The following is a 19533-nucleotide window of genomic DNA, read 5'->3' as shown; positions in this document are numbered from 1 at the left end:
TATATATTTATAATTCAGAAAAAAATTTCAAAAAACATTGGGAGCATTTTATAAATGAAAAAATATCGTAACGTCAAATATGGTACTAAAGTAGAACGTCGTAATTATTCAAAAATTAATTTTGATGTAGATTTGCCAAATCTAATTAAAATACAAAAAGACTCTTTTGAGTCATTTTTAAAAGAGGGAATTCGTGAATCTTTAAATGAAATTTCTCCTATAGAAAGTTATAATGGAGATTTAAAATTATATTTTGATGATTTTTTTTTAGAACAACCTAAATTAAATGTTAAAGAATCTAAAAAAAGAGATTTCAGTTACTGTTCAGAACTATTTGCAGAAGTAACATTGGAAAATGTATTAACAGAACAAGTTAAAAAAAGCCGCGTATTAATGACAGATTTACCTTTAATGACTCCTTCTGGTACTTTTGTGTTTAATGGAACTGAAAGAGTAGTAATAGCACAAATAATACGTTCTTCAGGTATTTATTTTTCTGAAAAATTAGATATTAAAACAAATAAAAAACGTTATGAAGCGCAAATTATTCCTACAAGAGGAGCTTGGATAGAATATGAACAAAGTAATAAAGATGTTCTTTACGCTAAATTAGATTGTTCTAAAAAAATTCCTTTAACTAAATTTATTCATGTTTTAGGTTTAAATAATCAAGAAGAAATAGAAAAAGTTTTCGGAAAAAATGATCTTTTAAATATAAGTTTTCAAAAAGACAATGTTTCTAATACTAATGATTCTATAATGGAACTTTATTCAAAATTACACCAAGGAGAAAAAGTTTCAATTAATTCAGCTAAAGATTTCATAAGAACTAGATTATTCGATAGAAAAAAATATGATTTATCGTCTGTCGGAAGATATAAAATAAACAAAAAATTAGATGTTTTGAACAGAATTGAAAATACTATTTTAGCTCAAGATATAATAGATCCAGAAACACAAAATATTATTGTGAAAAAAAACACTTTAGTAAATAAAGATATTATAGAAAAATTAAAAAATTATCGTCATTGTTTTAAAGTAGAAACAATTAATAGTGAAATTAATCTAGAAAATGAAAATAATAAAAATAATATAAATTTAATTTATAAAAAAAATAATTCTAATGATGAAGTTTATATAAAAAATAACATCTTTAATTTACAAACAGGAGAAATTTTAATACCCGCTGATACATTATTAGATAATAAAGTAATAAATATTTTAAAAGAAAATAAAAATTTTATAAAAACAAAAATCGTAAAATTTCTTTTAAATTATAAAAAATATCAAAATAAAGAATCTAAAAACAATAAAAGTGTTTTAAATGAAGTATTAGAAGTTTATATTACAGATGAAGATAATAATCAGAAAAAAATAAAAATATTAGGAAATAATCAAGAAGAAAATAAAAAAAATATTGTTTTATCTGATATTATAGCTAGTATTAGTTATTATTTAAATCTTTATGACAATGTAGGTCATACAGATGATATAGATTATTTAGGTAATAGAAGATTAAGACTAATAGGAGAACTTTTAAAAAATCAATTTCGTATAGGTTTAACTCGATCTGAAAAAAACATCAAAGACAGAATGTCTATTAGCAAATTCGATTCAACAACACCAGGAGAATTAGTTAATTTTTCTTCACTTTCCATGGTTATTAAAAATTTTTTTGGTAGTTCTAGGTTGTCTCATTTTATGGATCAAATAAATCCATTAGCAGAATTAACACAAAAAAGAAGAATTTCAGCATTAGGTGCAGGAGGAATAGATCGTGATCGTGCAGGGATAGAAGTAAGAGACGTTCAAAATTCTTATTATGGAATGTTTTGTGCTATTGAAACACCTGAAGGTCCTTCTATAGGTTTAATTTCTTCATTATCTACATATGCTAAAGTAGATCAATATGGTTTTTTAAAAACACCTTTTTTAAAAGTAATTCATTCAAATAAAGAAAGTAAAGTATCTCATGAATATGAATATTTAACTTCAATTCAAAGTGAAGACAAAATTATTGCATCAGCTGATTCTCTTCTAAAATTAGATGAAAATAATGTTCTTTTAGAAAAAAAAATTATAGCTCGAAGAAATGGAGAAACAGGGGTTTATGACGTAAAAAAAATAGATTACATAGATGTTTCCCCAAAACAAATAGTTTCTGTAGCAACTTCTTCAATACCTTTCTTAGAACATAACGATGCATCTAGAGCTCTTATGGGTACTAATATGCAAAGACAAGCTTTACCACTTTTGATTCCTGAATCTCCTATAGTAGCAACTGGGATAGAATACAGAATAGCTAAAGACTCAGGTTGTTTAGTTATTGCAAAAGAAGATGGTTATGTTTCTTATGTAGATGCAACTAAAATCATTATTGTCAACAACAAAAAAGAAGAACAAGTTTATGAATTAAATAATTTTTTAAAATCTAACCAAAATAATTTAATTTTACAAAAACCTATAGTACAAAAAAACGAATTTATCAAAGAAGGAGATATTATAGCAGACGGTCACGCTACTGAAAAAGGAGAATTAGCTTTAGGGAAAAATGTTTTAGTAGCTTTCATGACATGGCATGGATATAATTATGAAGATTCTATTGGTATATCTGAAAGACTTGTACAAGAAGATATTTATACTTCAATACATATAAATAAATACGAAATACATACAAGAGAATTAAAAAAAGGTTCAGGAAAAGAAGAAATAACAAGAGAAATTCCTAATGTAAACGCCGATATGATAAAAAATTTAGACGAAAGAGGAATCATTATACCTGGATCTGAAGTAAAAGAGGGTGATATTTTAGTAGGAAAAATTATACCACAAGGATTCTTTGAACCAACCCCTTATGAAAAATTAATTCAAACAATTATAGGCGAAAAAGCAAGAGATTATAAAGATGCTTCTTTGAGAGTCCCATTTGGAGAAGAAGGTATTGTGCAAAGCGTTGAATATTTTTCAGTTAAAAAAGGAGATGTTTTATCTAATCCTGGAATAAAAGAATGTATTAAAGTTTATATAGCTAAAAAAAGAAAAATTAAAGCAGGAGATAAAATAGCAGGAAGACACGGAAATAAAGGAGTTATTTCGCTAGTGCTACCTAAAGAAGACTTACCATATATGGAAGATGGTACTCCTATAGATATAATTTTAAATCCTTTAGGAGTTCCAAGTAGAATGAATATCGGACAAATATTAGAAATGCATTTAGGACTTGCTGCTAAAAAATTAAACATTAAAGTAGCAACTCCCGTTTTTGATGGAGTTGATAACGAAGACTTAAAAGAAATCATGAAAGAAGCTAATTTACCTTTAGATGGAAAAGTAACTTTATATGACGGAAGAACAGGAGAACCATATGACAATAAAATTTCTGTAGGTGTTCTTTATATAAGTAAATTATCACATATGGTAGATGATAAATTACACGCTAGAAACGTAGGTCCTTACACTTTGATAACAAATCAAGCAACTAGAGGACAAGGGCAAAGCGGACCTGGAGGACAAAGAACTGGAGAAATGGAAGTTTGGGGATTATATGCATTTGGAGCTGCTAATATATTACAAGAATTACTAACAATTAAAAGCGATGATATTATAGGAAGAAATAAAACTTACAATGCTATTGTTAATGGATTATGTTTACCAAAACCTTCAATACCTGAAAGTTTTAGAGTATTTTCAAAAGAATTACAAGCTCTAGGATTGCATGTAGAATTAATAAAATCCAATACTAAAGAAAATAAAGTTCATTTTTCTTTGGTTCAAACGAATAAGGAGCAATAATAATTAATCATGAATTTAAATCAAAAAATTGAAGATTTTTTTATTTCAAAAAATCAAATTGAAGAATTAAAATTAATCGGCATAAATTCTTTAAAAGATTTTAATTATTACAATTTAACAGACTTAAATTCTTTATTAACGAAAAAAACTTTTTTTAAAATAATTCCTATTTTAAAAAAATATTTTTTACCGAATTCTTTAGAAAATTTAGGTTTTGATCAAGAAATAAAAGAAATATTACAACAAAAAGGAATTACAGATAGTTTTTCTTTTTTGAAAACCGAACCTAATATTTTATTTAATTTATTTAAAAATAATAATAATCATTACGAACAAATAAAAAATATATTAACATTGTATAATGATAAATCATCAAAAAACAAAGAAAATAATTTAAAAAAAAATAAAACAACTTCAGAAGAAAAAAAATACGAATCTACAAAAGAATACGGTAGTCGTGAATATGATTATTTTAAAATTAGGTTAGCTTCTCCTCATGAAATAAGACAGTGGTCTTATGGTGAAGTAATTAATTACGAAACTATAAACTATCGAACAGCGAAACCAGAAATAGGAGGACTTTTTTGTCCTAAGATTTTTGGCCCTACAAAAGACTTGCAATGTTTTTGCACAAAAAAACAAACATTACAAAAAAATACAATTTGCCCAAAATGTGAAGTAGAATTAACAGAGCAAAAAGTAAGAAGAGAAAGAATGGGTCATATTGAACTATGCTCTCCTATTGTGCATAGTTGGTATGCAAATAGCTCTCCAAGTAGAATAGCTATTCTCTTAGGAATTAAAGCTAAAGAATTAACAGAAATAATTTATTATGCTTCTTATATAGTAATGCAACAAGGACATACTAATTTAAAAAAAAGACAAATAATATCTGAATTAGAATATAGTTATTACTTAGAAAAATATGGAGATAATTTTATCGCTCTTACAGGTGCTGAGGCAATTAAAAAATTATTAGAAGATTTAGATTTAAATAAAACTATTAAAGAATTAAGACATCTCTTGAATAATGTTTCAAAACAAAAGAGAATCAATGTCATTAGAAGATTAGAAATTATAGAATCATTTAACAAATCTGATAATAAACCTGAATGGATGGTAATGGATGTTATTCCTGTATTACCTGCAGATTTAAGACCTATTGTTCCTTTAGATGGCGGACGTTTTGCTACTACTGATATTAATGATTTATATAGAAGAATTTTAAATCGTAATAATAGATTAAAAAAACAAATCAAACAAAAAGCTCCAAGATTAATCATCAAAAATGAAAAAAGAATGTTGCAAGAAGCTGTCGATTCATTATTTGATAATGTCAAAATGAATAAAAAAAATAATTCTAATTTAGAAAGAAATAGACCATTAAAATCTTTATCAGAAATGTTAAGAGGAAAGCAAGGTCGTTTTCGTCAAAATCTTTTAGGAAAAAGAGTAGATTATTCTGCTAGATCAGTTATTATTGTAGGACCAGAATTAAAAATACACGAATGTGGTATTCCGAAAGAAATGGCTGTTATTTTATTTAAACCTTTTATTTTAAATAAGTTACAAAAAGTAAAAGGAATAGATAAAAAAAGTGCAATACTTTTATATGAAAAAATGAACGATTACGTTTGGACTGTTTTAGAAGAAGTTGTTAAAGAACATCCTATTTTATTAAATAGAGCACCAACTTTGCATCGTTTAGGAATGCAATGTTTTAGTATTAAAGTAGTGCAAGGAAAATCAATAAAATTACATCCTTTAGTAACTCCAGCTTTTAATGCAGATTTTGATGGCGATCAAATGGCCGTTTATTTACCTCTTTCATTGGAAGCGCAAGCAGAAGCTCGTTTATTAATGTTATCTTCAAACAATATTTTAGATCCTAAAAATGGTAACCCTGTGTTAACGCCTTCTCAAGATATGGTTTTAGGAAATTATTATTTAACTATAGAAGAAAAAAGAGACCGTGTTTTAACAGGTTTTAATGCTGAAGAAAAAAATAAAATTCATAAACAAAAACATAGAAATGAAGGAAAAATTTTTTCAGATTTAAAAGAAGCTGAATTAGCATTCTTTAACAAAGAAATTGCATTACACACTAGAATATTAGTGCAACCAAAAAATATTAATTCTTATTTTACAGAAGAACAAAAAGAAAAATATTTAATTACTACGCTAGGAAAATTAATTTTTAATCAAATTTTACCTTCTGATTTTCCTTATATCCAAGAACCCACTGCTTTTAATTTAGAAAATAAAACTCCAGATATTTATTTTATTTCTAAAGGTACTCACCCTAGAGAAAAATTAGATAAAGCAGAATATATAGAACCTTTTAAAAAGAAATTTCTTTCTATGATTATAACTCGTGTTTTTAAAAAAAATAATAACACAAAAACAGCAGAAATTTTAGATAATATTAAAGATTTAGGTTTTAAATATTCTACAATGTCTGGAATAACTATTTCATACAGTGATATCAATATTTATTCTAAAAAAGAAGAATTATTAGAATTAGTAGAAAATAAAATTTTAGAAATAGACAAATGGTATGATTCTGGTTTTTTAACAAGTTCAGAAAAAAAAGGATTAGTGATTCAAGAATGGAAAAATGTTAGAGATGAAATACAAGAAGGATTAATTAAAGAATTTGATAAAGATAACAATCTATTTATGATAAGTGACAGTGGTTCGAGAGGAAATGCTTCAAATTTTTCTCAGTTATCTGGAATGAGAGGTTTAATGAACAGTCCTAAAGGAGAAATTTTAGAAATACCAGTAAAAAGTTCTTTTAAAGAAGGTCTAACAGTAGCTGAATTTTTCCTTTCTGTTCATGGAACTCGTAAAGTGTCTATAGATTTAGCATTAAAAACAGCAGAATCAGGATACTTAACAAGAAGATTAGTAGATGTAGCGCAAGATAATATTATTACAAAAGAAGATTGTTTCAGTGATAAATATTTTACAGTAGAAACAATTAAAAGAGATGATAAAGAAATTATAACTTTAGAACAGCGTATTTTTGGTCGTTACTCTGCTGAAAATATATTTAATCCTATTACGCAAGATCTTATAATTGAAAAAAATCAATTAATTACTAGATCAATTAGTAAAAAAATTTGCGATTCATTAATTACTAAAGTAAAAATAAGAAGTGTTTTGACTTGTAATTGTGAACATGGTATTTGTGTTAAATGTTACGGTTTAAACTTAGCTACAAATAAAGATGTAGAAATAGGAGAAGCGGTTGGAGTTATAGCAGCTCAATCTATAGGAGAACCAGGAACACAGTTAACTATGAGAACTTTTCATACTGGAGGAGTTTTATCAGTTTCAGATATTACTCAAGGATTACCTAGAATTCAAGAATTATTAGAAGCAAGAAAACCAAAAGGACAAGCAATAATAAGTGAATATGACGGAATTATAACTAAAATAAAAAATATTAACGGAAATTCATTTGAAATTTTTATTTCTCCAGATACAGACATAACAAAAGAAATAAGCTATATAACTTATCCTAATACAGAAATTTTAGTAAAAGAAAATATGCATGTTAAATCAGGACAAAAATTAACTAACGGTTCTATAGATATAAAAGAATTATTAAGAACAAGCAATACACAAGAAACTCAAAAATATATTTTAGAAGAAGTACAAAAAGTATATCAATCCCAAAGTGTAACAATAAGTGATAAACATATAGAAATAATTGTTCGACAAATGTTTAAACAAATAATGGTTATTTCTAGCGGAGATACTAATCTTTTACCTGGTTTAGAAATTTCTACAAAAGAATTTAAAAAAGCTAATGATGTAATGATTCAAAAAAACAAAAATCTAGCTGTAGGAAAACCTATTTTATTAGGAATCACTAGAGCTTCTTTAAAAAGTGATTCTTTTTTATCAGCAGCTTCGTTTCAAGAAACTACTAAAATTTTAATAGATGCAGCTATAAAAGGTCAAACAGATCCTTTATATGGATTAAAAGAAAATGTAATTGTAGGTGGATTAATTCCAGCTGGAACAGGTATTTTAGATTCTATTCTTTTTAAATATCCTAAAAAAACAAAAAAAAATAAAATTTAAATTTACAAAAATTAAATAAATTTTATTCATATTTATATTGAAATAATATACAAAACATTGATTTTTATAACAAAAAAAGATATAATTAGTTGTCTACAATTTTATACTAAAATTCAAAAATAATTATCAAAATAATCTATAAAAGAGGTTTATTAAATGCCTACTATTTCCCAATTAACAAGAAAAAAAAGAACTGCTAAAAACTTTAAATCAAAATCACCAGCTTTAAGATACAGTTTTAATAGCTTAAAAAAGAAAAACAAACAATATAATTCTCCTCAAAAAGCTGGCGTTTGTATTAAAGTTTCTACTTTAACTCCAAAAAAACCTAACTCTGCTTTAAGAAAAGTAGCTAGAGTAAGATTAAGCAATAGAACCGAAGTAACTGCTTACATTCCTGGAATAGGCCATTCTTTACAAGAACACAGCGTTGTTTTAGTAAGAGGCGGAAGAACAAAAGATTTACCAGGAGTAAGATACCAAATAATAAGAGGTGCTCGTGACGCAACTGGAGTAAATAATAGAAAACAAAGTCGTTCCAGATATGGTGCTAAAAAAACAAACACTAATAAAAAATAAAAAATTGTTATTTAATAGGTAATTATTTTAAATAATTACTATTAAATAACAAAAAAATTACAATTCTAAAAGAAAGTTAAAATAAGGTAAAATTTTATGTCTCGTAAAAAAAATGTTTATAAAAGAGATATATCTTCAGATACTGTTTATAATTCTCAAATAATATCGAAAATGATAAATACTATCATGAAAGATGGTAAAAAAAGTACTGCTACAACCATTTTATATAATGCTCTTGAAAAAGTAAAAAAAGTAACACAACAAGAACCTATAGATGTTTTTAACAAAGCTTTAAATAACATTATGCCAATTTTAGAAGTACGTAATCGTGCTATAGGAAGTCAAAATTATCAAATACCTTCCGAAGTTATTCCTAAAAGAAGACAATCATTAGGATTAAGATGGTTAGTTGAATGTGCTAAAAAACGTAATGAAAAAACTATGACAGAAAAACTCGCTAAAGAGATTATAGATGCTTCTTTAGGAACTGGATTAGCAATCAAGAAAAAAGAAGATATGCATCGTATGGCTGAAGCTAACAAAGCTTTTGCATATCATCGTTATTCTTAATTTAATAAATTTGATTACACATCTATTAACTACATTAACAAGGAGATTTTATTATTATTATGGGACGAGAAAAACAATTAGAAAAAATACGTAATATTGGCATTATGGCTCATATTGATGCTGGTAAAACAACTACAACAGAAAGAATTTTATTTCATGCAGGTAAGATTCATAAAATCGGAGAAACTCATGACGGTGATTCGCAAATGGATTGGATGGAACAAGAACAAGAAAGAGGAATAACAATCACATCTGCTGCTACAACTATTTTTTGGAAAAAACATCAAATTAATATTATAGATACTCCAGGGCATGTAGACTTCACAGTTGAAGTTTCTCGTTCTTTAAGAGTATTAGATTCTGCCATAGCAATTATTGATGCACAAGCAGGAGTAGAACCACAAACTGAAACTGTTTGGAGACAAGCTACAGAATATAAAGTTCCAAGAATTGTTTTTGTTAATAAAATGGATAAAATAGGTGCAGATTTTGATTACGCTATAAAAACTTTAAAAGACAGATTAGGAGTTAAAGTTGCTGCTATTCAATGGCCTATAGGAAAAGAAAATAATTTTAATGGTATTATTGATCTTTTAGAAATGAAAGCTTATGAATATGACGGTTCACCTAACGAAAATAATAAAGAAATAAATATTCCTGAAAATTTAAAAGAAATAACTTTAAAAAAAAGAAAAGAATTAATTGAAGTATTATCTGAATTTGATGACAATTTAACAAATTTATTTTTAGAAAATAAAGAAATAAATTCAGATATATTAAAAAAAGTTATCAGAAAAGCAACAATTGATGTTAATTTTTTTCCTGTATTATGCGGATCTTCTTTTAAAAACAAAGGAGTTCTAAAAATTCTAGACGCAATGATAGATTACTTACCTTCACCTATGGATATTCCACCAATAGAAGGTTTAGATGAAAATAATCAAAAATTAATTCGTAATCCTTTGGATCCAAATTTTACAGCTTTAGCTTTTAAAATTATGACAGATCCTTTTGTAGGTAGATTAACTTTTTTAAGAATTTACTCAGGAAATATAAAAACAGGCACTTATGTAAAAAATACAACTAAAAACATTAGAGAACGAGTTGGACGTATATTGCAAATGCATGCAAATACAAGAAAAGAAATAAAAGAAGCTAACGCAGGAGATATAGTTGCAATTATTGGTTTAAAAAACACAAACACAGGAAATACTTTAACTTTAGAAAATGATTTTATAGTTTTAGAATCTATGAATTTTCCAGAACCAGTTATAGAAATAGCAGTAGAACCAAAAACTAAAAACGATCAAGACAAAATATCTGTTGCTTTAGGTAAATTATCTGAAGAAGACCCTACATTTAAAGTACATATAAATCATGAGACTGGTCAAACCATTATAGCTGGAATGGGAGAATTACATTTAGATATAATAATGGACCGTTTAAAAAGAGAATTTAAAGTACAAGCCAACGTAGCCGAACCTCAAGTATCTTATAGAGAAACTTTAACGAAAGTTACGGAAACAGAAGGAAAATTTATAAGACAATCAGGTGGTAGAGGTCAATATGGACATGTTAATATTCGTTTTGAACCTAACGAAGGAAAGGGTTTTGAATTTATAAACAAAATTGTAGGTGGTGTTGTTCCAAGGGAATACATTCCTGCAGTTAAAAAAGGTCTTGAAGAATCCTTAGCCAATGGTATTATTGCTGGTTACCCTTTAATAGATGTAAAAGCAACTTTATTAGATGGTTCTTATCACGATGTAGATTCTTCTGAAATAGCATTTAAAATAGCTGCTTCTTTAGCTTTAAAAGAAACGAAAAACAGTGGCGGTGTTGTTATTTTAGAACCAATAATGAATGTAGAAATAATAACACCTGATGATTATGTAGGTAACGTTATTGGTGATTTAATTTCTAGAAGAGGAAGAATTGAAAATCAAGAAAATCGTAATAATAGTTTTTATATTAAATCTTTAGTGCCTTTGTCTGAAATGTTTGGGTATGCTACAAATTTAAGATCTAACACACAAGGTAGAGCAAGTTTTATAATGCAATTCTTAAATTATGAAAAAACACCTAAAAACATTACTGAAAAAATAATTAAAGAACGAAATTAAAGATTTAAAAATAATTTTATTATTTTTTTATAATTTTAATTTTATTTATTTTTAATATTTTTCATAAATTAAAATTCAAACAATAAATAAAAAAACACAAATAATCAAAGGAGGCCTTAAAATGGCTGTTGTATTTAAAAGAAATAAACCACATATCAATATAGGAACAATAGGACATGTAGATCATGGAAAAACTACATTAACTTCAGCAATAACGCATTATTTATCATTAAAAGGTTTAGCACAAAAACAAGATTATGAGCAAATAGATAAAGCTCCAGAAGAAAAAAAACGTGGTATAACTATTAACGCTACTCATGTTGAATATGAAACGGAAAACAGACATTATGCTCACGTAGATTGTCCTGGACATTCTGAATTTATAAAAAATATGATTACTGGTGCAGCACAAATGGATTCAAGTATTTTAGTTGTTTCTGCATCTGATGGTGTTATGCCACAAACAAAAGAACATATCTTACTAGCAAAACAAGTAGGAGTGCCTAAAATATTAGTTTTTTTGAACAAATGTGATTTAGTAGATGATGACGAACTTTTAAATTTAATAGAAATGGACATCAAAGATGTTTTAAAAGCAAATAAATTTGATTATGAAAATGTGCCAATTATTAGAGGTTCAGCTTTAAAAGCTATTCAAGGTGATAGTAAATATACTAAAAGCATAGAAAAATTAATTAAAGCTTTAGACGATTATATTAAAGAACCAATTAGAGAAATGAAAAAACCTTTTTTATTACCTATAGAAGATGTTTTCACTATTACAGGTAGAGGAACAGTAGCTACAGGACGTGTTGAAAGAGGACAAGTCAAAGTTGGAGATACAGTAGAAATAGTAGGAATAAAACCAACTAAACAAGCTGTTGTTACAGGATTAGAAATGTTTCGTAAAAGCTTAGATTCTACAGGTGCTTTAGCGGGCGACAATATAGGTGTTTTATTACGTGGTATTTCGCGCGAACAAATGGAAAGAGGGCAAGTTTTAGTAAAAGTAGGCTCTATTAAACCTTATTTGAAATTTACAGCTCAAATGTATGTTCTTAAAGCTGAAGAAGGTGGTAGAACAACCTCTTTCACAAATAATTATAGACCTCAATTTTATGTGAGAACAACTGATGTAACAGGTGTTATACAAATAAAAAATCCTAAGATTAAAGTAGTAATGCCTGGAGAATTAGTAGAAATAAATGTTACTCTAATACATCCAATAGCTTTAGAAAAAGGTACTAAATTTGCTGTTCGAGAAGGCGGTAAAACTGTAGGAGCTGGAACGGTAACTGATATTGATACTGACGCTACTACTGTACCAACAAAATAATAAAAAAAAATAAAAAACTATTTAAATTTAATAAAAAAATCATAAAAAATTTAATTTTTTATGATTTTTTTTATTTTTTTTCTTTAATCTTTTTATTAAAAATATCAATAAATTCTTCAATTGAAACAGTTTGAGATAAGTTGCTTCGGTATTCTCTAAAAGTTAAAGTACTATTTAACAACTCTTTTTCTCCTATAACAATTTGATAAGGTATTTTGTTTTTTTGAGATTCTCTTATTTTATAACTTAAACTGTTGTCTTTATCGTTTATTTCTGAACGAAAATTATTCTTCTTAAATATTTTGTTAATTTTTTGAGTATATTTTAAATATTTAATATTATTAATAGGAATTAAGACTACTTGGACAGGAGCTAGCCATAAAGGGAAAAATCCTTTGTTTTTTTCTATTAAAAAAGCAACAAACCTTTCTAAAGTAGAAATAATAGCTCTATGAATTAAAATAGGATTATGCTCTTTATTATCTGAACCAACATAAGTTAAATTAAATTTTTTAGGCAACAAAAAATCTAATTGAACAGTAGATAAAGTTTCTTCATTATTTAAAGCTGTTAAAACTTGAATATCTATCTTTGGGCCGTAAAAAGCAGCATCCCCTACACTTTCCTTAAAAGGGATTTTTAATTCTGTTAAAATATTTTTTAAAATAAATTCAGATCTTTGCCAAATTAATTCATTTTCAAAATACTTTTTTTTATTATTAACATCTCTAGTGCTTAAATTAAAATAATACTCAGTAATATTAAAATCTTTATATACTTCAAAAATAAAATTAATAATTTTAATAATTTCATTTTCAATTTGATTTTCTGTAATAAAAATATGAGCATCATTTAAAGTCATTGCTCTAGTTCTTTGTAAACCCGAAACAGCGCCTGAATGTTCATAACGATGCATCATACCTAATTCAGCTATTTTAAATGGTAAATCTTTATAACTACGTAATTTTTTCTTAAAAATCATCATATGATGAGGACAATTCATAGGTCTTAAAACTATTTTTTCATCATTTTGCAATTTCATAATAGGGAACATATTTTCTTTATATAATTTTAAATGACCTGATGTTTGATATAATTCAATATTGGCTAAAACAGGAGTGTAAACGTGTTGATAATCATATTCTAATTCTTTATTAACAATATATCTTTCTATAATACGTCTAATAGTAGCTCCTTTAGGCAACCACAAAGGAAATCCTAAACCAACATCTGGAGTTAACATAAAAAATTCTTGTTCTTTGTTTATATTTTTATGATCTTTTTGCTTTCTTTCTTCTAATAATTTTAAATAATTTTTTAATTCCTTAGGATGAAAAAAAGAAATTCCATAAATTCTAGTTAATTTTTTATTTAATGAATTTCCTTTTAAATAAGAACCAGATATTTTTAAAAGTTTAAAATTTTGAATAATATTAGTATTAATAAGATGAATTCCGCGACAAAGATCAAAAAATTCTCCTTGAAAATAAACGCTAACTTTTGATTCTTGGATTTCTTCTAATAATTGTATTTTGTAAGGATTATTTGAAAACAATTCATAAGCTTCTTTTATATTTATTTCTTTACGAATAATATCTAATTTTTCTTTAGAAATCAAATGCATCATTTTTTCTATTTCGATTAAAGAATTTTCAGAAATATGATAATCTAAAAAATCAATATCATAATAAAAACCTTCTTTTATAGTAGGTCCGATATTTAATAGAGATTTAGGAAAAATCCTTTTAACTGCTTGAGCTAATAAATGGGCAGTGCTATGATTTAAAATTTCTATACTTCTTTGATCTTTAATAGTCATAATTTCTAAACAACCATTTTGATCTATTTCTCTATTCAATTCTATCAATTCATTATTAAATAAAGCTGCTATAGGTTTAGAATCCAAATTAAAATAATTTTGTCTTATTATCTCTATAGGAGTAATTTTACAAGGAAACGATTGAATTAAATTTTTATTTAATTTAATATTAATCATAATATTATCTTTTTTTATATTAACCTTTTCAATTATAATAATTAAATTTTTTTTAAAATTATTTATTTTCAAAATTAATCATACAAATTCTTTAAATAAAAATTATTTTCCTAAACAAAATTTAGAAAATAATTCGTTAATTAAAGATTCTTTAACATTAGAACCTAAAATTTCACCTAAAGATTCATAAGCTTCTTTTAAATAAATAGTATATATATCGATAGGCATTAATTGTTTTGTAATTGTTTTCTTCATCATTATTAAAGAATTTAAAGCTATTTTTAATTGTTTAATGTGCCTAGCATTAGAAAAATAATTAAAATCTTTGCTTTTAACTTTATTTAATTTAAACATTTTTAAAATATTCTCTTTTAAAGAGTTAATGCCTTTTTTTGTAATATTAGAAATAAAAATAACATTTTCTTTTAAAGAAGAAATATTTAACTTATTAGGTAAATCTGATTTACTACCAATTAAAATTCTAAAATGATTTTCAGTCAATTTTAATAAAAATTCATCTTCTCTTTCTAAAACGTTACTTTGATCTAATATTAACAAAACTAATTCTGCATCCTTTAAAATTTTCTTAGCTTTTTGAATTCCTATTTTTTCTAAATCATCTTGAGTTTCTCTAATCCCAGCTGTATCAATTAAATTCAAATTAATACCGTTAATATTTATATTTTCTGAAACAAAATCCCTTGTTGTACCAGCTATATCAGAAACAATAGATCTTTCTTCGTTTAATAAAACATTTAATAAGCTGGATTTGCCAACATTAGGCTTTCCAATAATTAATGTTTTAATTCCGTTTTTAATAAAAGTATTTTTAATAGAACAATTTAAAATATTTTGAATTTTATCAATTAAAATTTTCGTTCGAAACAGAATATTTTGATTAGTAATATTTGGAATATCATCATATTCAGGATAATCAATATTAACTTCTATTTCGCCTAATAAAGTTAAAATATCTTGTTGTAATTCAGAAACCAATTTAAAAGTATTTTTTTGTAGCCCAAACTGAGCTAATTTTAAAGCTTTTTCATTTTGAGCATGAATTAAATCCATTATAGATTCTGCTTGAGTAAGATCTATTTTATTATTTAAAAAAGCTCTTTTACTAAATTCACCAGGACAAGCCATTCTTATACCCAAAGATAAAACTCTTTCCAATAATAATTGAGTTATCAAAATTCCTCCATGAGCATTAATTTCTATAGTATCTTCTCCAGTAAAAGAATTTGGCTTTCTAAAAATAGAAATTAAAACATCATCTAAAATTTCTCCTTTGTCGTCTAAAATAAAACCATTATGAATAGTATGAGATAATTCTTTTAATAAATTATTTTTTTTTTTACTATTTTTAAATTTAAATATTTTGCCGATTTTTTCAATAGCTTCCGGTCCGCTAATCCTTATAATAGAAATACTTCCAGTACCTAAAGGAGTTGAAATAGCTGCAATAGTGTCCTCTAAAAACATTTTTTTACCTCAAAAATTTATTTATTATTTTTTTTCCATATAATCGCTTATAGACTTTTGTAATAATATTATAATTTTTTCAACTTCTTCTTTTGTTTTAACAATTACTCCGCAAGCTCTAAAATGTCCTCCACCACCAAATTTATTAACTATATCATCTATTTTCGGTCCTAAAGAACGAATACTTAATTTCCAATTACCATTAGATAATTTGATAATAAAGGCCCAAACAGGATAATTTTCAACATTATTTAAAATATTCACTATCGAAAAAGCTTTTTCAATAGTTAAATTAAATTTTTCTACCTCAGTAATAGTAGTTTGAAAATAAATAAATCCTTTTTCAGCTATAAAATTATTTAAAACAAATCCTTGAAATCTTAAAAGATTTAAATTTTGGATATTAATTTTTTTATCTATTTCAAAAATATTTATTTTATAACTTAATAATTCAGAAGCTATTCTTAAAGTGTTTTCATTAACTCTTTCAAATCGAAAATTACCAGTATCAGTAACTATTCCAACATATAAAGGTAACGCTCCTTCTCGAGTTATTTTAAAATTATTTTTTTCTTTAAAAGAGAAAACCATTTCAGAACAAGAAGCAAAAGAACTATCAACCCATTGATAATCTCCAATATTTTCAATCAATAAATGATGATCTATTCTAATAATTTTTTTTCCTAATTTATATCTTAAATCACTAATAACATTACTTTGACCACAATCTACAACGAAAACTAAAGCATTTTTATAAACATCATCATGAATTATATCCATTTTACCTAAAAACGATAAATTATTATTTACCTCACCTACTACATAAACTTTTTTGTAAGGAAAATTGGTTTCTATTATATTTTTTAATCCCAATTGAGAACCATAACTATCTCCATCAGGATTTCTATGACTATGAATTATAATAGTGTCAAATAATTCAATATATTTTCTAATAAATTTCATTTTATTTTTTAATCTTTTCTTTCTTTAGAATTAAAATTATTTTTTTTAATTTTGTTTGTATCAAAAAAATAAAAAAAATTCAAAAAATAAATAAATTCATTAATTAGTTATCATTCTCCTATAAGCCTCATGAAATAAATAATCTATTCTTTTTGATAACTCATTCTCTTTCAAATCAAGAGTTAAAATTTCTAAAAATAATTCGTTTATAACATTTCTAAAAAAACTAGAATTTTCAAAAACAGGATTAGTAAAAAAAACAATATAATCTTGAGCATTTGCAACTGGTAAAGCAAAATTTATAAGAAATTTATTTTTTAATAATTCAATTCCCAATTCGTTTACTTTTTCTTTATCAGTTAAGTTTTTATTAATTTCTTCTTTTAACTGTTTTATATAAGATTTTATTTCTTCTTTTTGTTTATTAAAAAAATTAACTACATCTTTTCGAACTATAATCAAACCACCTTTTTCTTGGATTAATTTGATATAAGTTTCTTCAGACATTAAATGTTTCAAAAACAACCAAGAAGCCAACATTTCATCTTTATCTTTAGAATAAAATAAATTGACATTTGAACCCTGTAAAAGGTTTTTAAAATATGTTTCAGAATTAAACTTTGGCATAAAAGTCATCTCTATATTGAAATTTGGACTATAAACTGAATCTATTCTTCTGGTAGAAGTAATAAAAAAACCAACTTTTTGTTCCACAAATAAATCTCTACTATTTTTTTCACCACTTAAACTAGAAGTAACCATATATCCTTTATCAAAAAAATTAGTTTTAAAATATTCAATAATATTTTTATTTTGTTGATTTTTAAAATAACTTTCTATTTCTGTTCTATCGGAAGGATATTTGACATTTTTAGATTCATTAGAAGCAAAAAATAAATTTGCTTCACTATCCACTAAAAGAGGAACAAAATCTTGATCTTTTTTAATATTTTTCATTTTTTGACAAATTTTTTCCATTTTGTCCCAAGTAAATCCAGAATTAAAAGCAATAATTCCATTTTCATCTATTAATGCATTTAATTCATCATCATTATGCAATTCTGATTTAATTTTCTTCATAATATCACTATTATAAAAAAGTACATCAATTGATTTTAAAAAAGGAACATAATAAAAATTTTCACCTTCATATTGAGTTCCTTTTAAATTCATAGAATTTAAAGCAAAAGGAAAAAATTGTTCTTTAAAAGAAGAAATGTAATCCTGATCATGATTCATAAAAATATTTAAAGGAATTACTTTATTGGATTTAGAATAAAACTCTACATGATCGGGATAAGAACAAACTAAATGAGGTTGTTTATCTACAGACAAAGAATTTGAAACATTTTTATAAATTTGTCCCCAATTGCCTTTTTCTGAATCTACAACTTCGATATTAGGAAAATCTTGTTCAAATTGATCAATTATTTTTTTTAAAATTTGGTGTTCTTTAACAGAAAAATTATGCCAAAAAACAATCTTCGTTTTTTTATTTTTATTTTCAAAATATTGTTTTTGTTTTTGTTTATTATTGAAATTTTTGGCAACATAATTTTCTAATTCATTATATTGCTCAAAAAAATTAACAGTTTTAGATATTCTTAAAAAATTAAAAAAAATAACAATAATAATAGTTACAATAAAAAACAAAAAAACAATAAAAATATTTCTTTTATTATCCTTTAATACCACTTCTTTGATCCCCGGAGACAATATATTTTTTAAAATAAATAAAAATAAAAAATAAAGGTAAATTAATTAAAACAGAAGCAGCCATTTGAATATTAACAGCATCAATCCCAGTTTCAGAATCAAATACTTTTCTCATCATATTAGTCAACAATTTAGCTCCTACTAATTCTGGCCAAGCATAAGCAGTCCACGCCGATACTATTCTAAAAATAAAAATTAAAATAATAGTAGGTTTAGTTAAAGGTACTAAAATTTTCCATAAATATTGCCACTCTGTTATACCATCTAATTTAGAAGTATAATATAATTCTTTTGGAACACGTTCAAAACTTTTCATCAATAAAAAAATATGAACAACATTAACTAAATAGGGGAAAATCATAGCATAATCTGTACCAAAAATAATATTATTACTTTTACCTGTATCAATCCAATTCAAACTTGACACAGTCCTATAATTAGGTAAAACTAAAGTTTCACTAGTCATCATTAAACATAAAAACAAAAGCATAATAATAACTTTTTTATATTTAAAATTTAAAATATTTAAAGCAAATGAAGTTAAAATACAACATAAAGTTCCTAATAAACTAGAAAAAAAAGACATTCTAAAAGTATTAATAAAATATTTCAAAAAATGAAAAGAATCAAAGAAGGATTTTTTATAATTAGAAAAATGCCAACCATACTTAGGCAAAGATAATGCATTGTTTTGCGCAATATCATCTATACTTTTAAAAGATGTCACAATCATCAAATAAAAAGGGAAAATAAAAAATACAGCAAAAAAAATTAACAATAAATATTGAAAAAATTTCAAATAATTAAATATTTTAATTTTCATTTTAAAATTATAAAAAAATTTTTTTATAAAAAATAATTTATTTTTGTTCATTTTT

The 19533-nt window shown here is 24.9% G+C and carries 11 protein-coding genes; 6 read left to right on the top strand and 5 right to left on the bottom strand.

Annotated elements, in window-relative coordinates; translation table 11 throughout:
* Positions 1–54: 54 nt before the first annotated feature.
* The 6 genes from rpoB (at position 55) to tuf (ending at position 12495) form a co-directional block, all read left to right on the top strand.
* Positions 55–3792: a DNA-directed RNA polymerase subunit beta gene (rpoB, locus tag ACHMP6_RS00545; protein ID WP_412097584.1), complete on the top strand. Its 3738-nt coding sequence runs from the start codon at positions 55–57 to the stop codon at positions 3790–3792.
* Positions 3793–3801: 9 nt separating this feature from the next.
* Entirely contained in the window at positions 3802–7887 is a 4086-nt protein-coding gene (gene rpoC, locus ACHMP6_RS00540; protein ID WP_412097583.1) for a DNA-directed RNA polymerase subunit beta', read from the top strand.
* A 156-nt stretch (positions 7888–8043) separates the two neighbouring features.
* Entirely contained in the window at positions 8044–8466 is a 423-nt protein-coding gene (gene rpsL / locus ACHMP6_RS00535; RefSeq protein ID WP_412097582.1) for a 30S ribosomal protein S12, read from the top strand.
* Between the two features lie 96 nt (positions 8467–8562).
* Positions 8563–9036 carry a 30S ribosomal protein S7 gene (gene rpsG, locus ACHMP6_RS00530; RefSeq protein ID WP_412097581.1) on the top strand — a complete coding sequence of 158 codons (474 nt, stop codon included), beginning with the start codon at positions 8563–8565 and terminating at the stop codon, positions 9034–9036.
* Between the two features lie 59 nt (positions 9037–9095).
* Positions 9096–11159, top strand: a complete 2064-nt coding sequence (fusA, locus tag ACHMP6_RS00525) for an elongation factor G (RefSeq protein WP_412097580.1) — start codon at positions 9096–9098, stop codon at positions 11157–11159.
* Between the two features lie 121 nt (positions 11160–11280).
* Positions 11281–12495, top strand: coding sequence for an elongation factor Tu (tuf, locus tag ACHMP6_RS00520; protein WP_412097579.1), 1215 nt, complete (start codon positions 11281–11283; stop codon positions 12493–12495).
* Between the two features lie 70 nt (positions 12496–12565).
* On the opposite strand, the gene thrS is transcribed toward tuf, so the two are convergent.
* From thrS to ACHMP6_RS00495, 5 genes are all read right to left on the bottom strand, one after another.
* Positions 12566–14491, bottom strand: coding sequence for a threonine--tRNA ligase (gene thrS / locus ACHMP6_RS00515; RefSeq protein WP_412097578.1), 1926 nt, complete (start codon positions 14489–14491; stop codon positions 12566–12568).
* 102 nt (positions 14492–14593) lie between these two features.
* Positions 14594–15976 (bottom strand): tRNA uridine-5-carboxymethylaminomethyl(34) synthesis GTPase MnmE, encoded by a 1383-nt coding sequence (gene mnmE / locus ACHMP6_RS00510; RefSeq protein WP_412097577.1) that lies wholly within the window; start codon positions 15974–15976, stop codon positions 14594–14596.
* 24 nt (positions 15977–16000) lie between these two features.
* Complete coding sequence (locus ACHMP6_RS00505) at positions 16001–16939, bottom strand: DHH family phosphoesterase (RefSeq protein WP_412097576.1); 939 nt, start codon at positions 16937–16939, stop codon at positions 16001–16003.
* A 99-nt stretch (positions 16940–17038) separates the two neighbouring features.
* Positions 17039–18655, bottom strand: a complete 1617-nt coding sequence (locus tag ACHMP6_RS00500) for an extracellular solute-binding protein (protein ID WP_412097575.1) — start codon at positions 18653–18655, stop codon at positions 17039–17041.
* Positions 18618–19529 carry a carbohydrate ABC transporter permease gene (locus ACHMP6_RS00495; RefSeq protein ID WP_412097574.1) on the bottom strand — a complete coding sequence of 304 codons (912 nt, stop codon included), beginning with the start codon at positions 19527–19529 and terminating at the stop codon, positions 18618–18620. Before ACHMP6_RS00495 ends, ACHMP6_RS00500 begins: the two co-directional genes overlap by 38 nt.
* Positions 19530–19533 lie beyond the last annotated feature (4 nt).

The sequence above is a fragment of the Candidatus Phytoplasma palmae genome, from assembly GCF_046896035.1.
In the GTDB taxonomy this organism is placed as follows: Bacteria; Bacillota_I; Bacilli_A; order Acholeplasmatales; family Acholeplasmataceae; genus Phytoplasma; species Phytoplasma palmae.
The sequence above is the reverse complement of the archived record's forward strand: the minus strand, read 5'-3'. Positions and strand labels throughout refer to the sequence as shown.

Coding starts and splice junctions, on each gene's coding strand:
- rpoB (WP_412097584.1), top strand. CDS start 55: ATGAAAAAATATCGTAACGTCAAATATGGTACTAAAGTAGAACGTCGT.
- rpoC (WP_412097583.1), top strand. CDS start 3,802: ATGAATTTAAATCAAAAAATTGAAGATTTTTTTATTTCAAAAAATCAA.
- rpsL (WP_412097582.1), top strand. CDS start 8,044: ATGCCTACTATTTCCCAATTAACAAGAAAAAAAAGAACTGCTAAAAAC.
- rpsG (WP_412097581.1), top strand. CDS start 8,563: ATGTCTCGTAAAAAAAATGTTTATAAAAGAGATATATCTTCAGATACT.
- fusA (WP_412097580.1), top strand. CDS start 9,096: ATGGGACGAGAAAAACAATTAGAAAAAATACGTAATATTGGCATTATG.
- tuf (WP_412097579.1), top strand. CDS start 11,281: ATGGCTGTTGTATTTAAAAGAAATAAACCACATATCAATATAGGAACA.
- thrS (WP_412097578.1), bottom strand. CDS start 14,491: ATGATTAATATTAAATTAAATAAAAATTTAATTCAATCGTTTCCTTGT.
- mnmE (WP_412097577.1), bottom strand. CDS start 15,976: ATGTTTTTAGAGGACACTATTGCAGCTATTTCAACTCCTTTAGGTACT.
- ACHMP6_RS00505 (WP_412097576.1), bottom strand. CDS start 16,939: ATGAAATTTATTAGAAAATATATTGAATTATTTGACACTATTATAATT.
- ACHMP6_RS00495 (WP_412097574.1), bottom strand. CDS start 19,529: ATGAACAAAAATAAATTATTTTTTATAAAAAAATTTTTTTATAATTTT.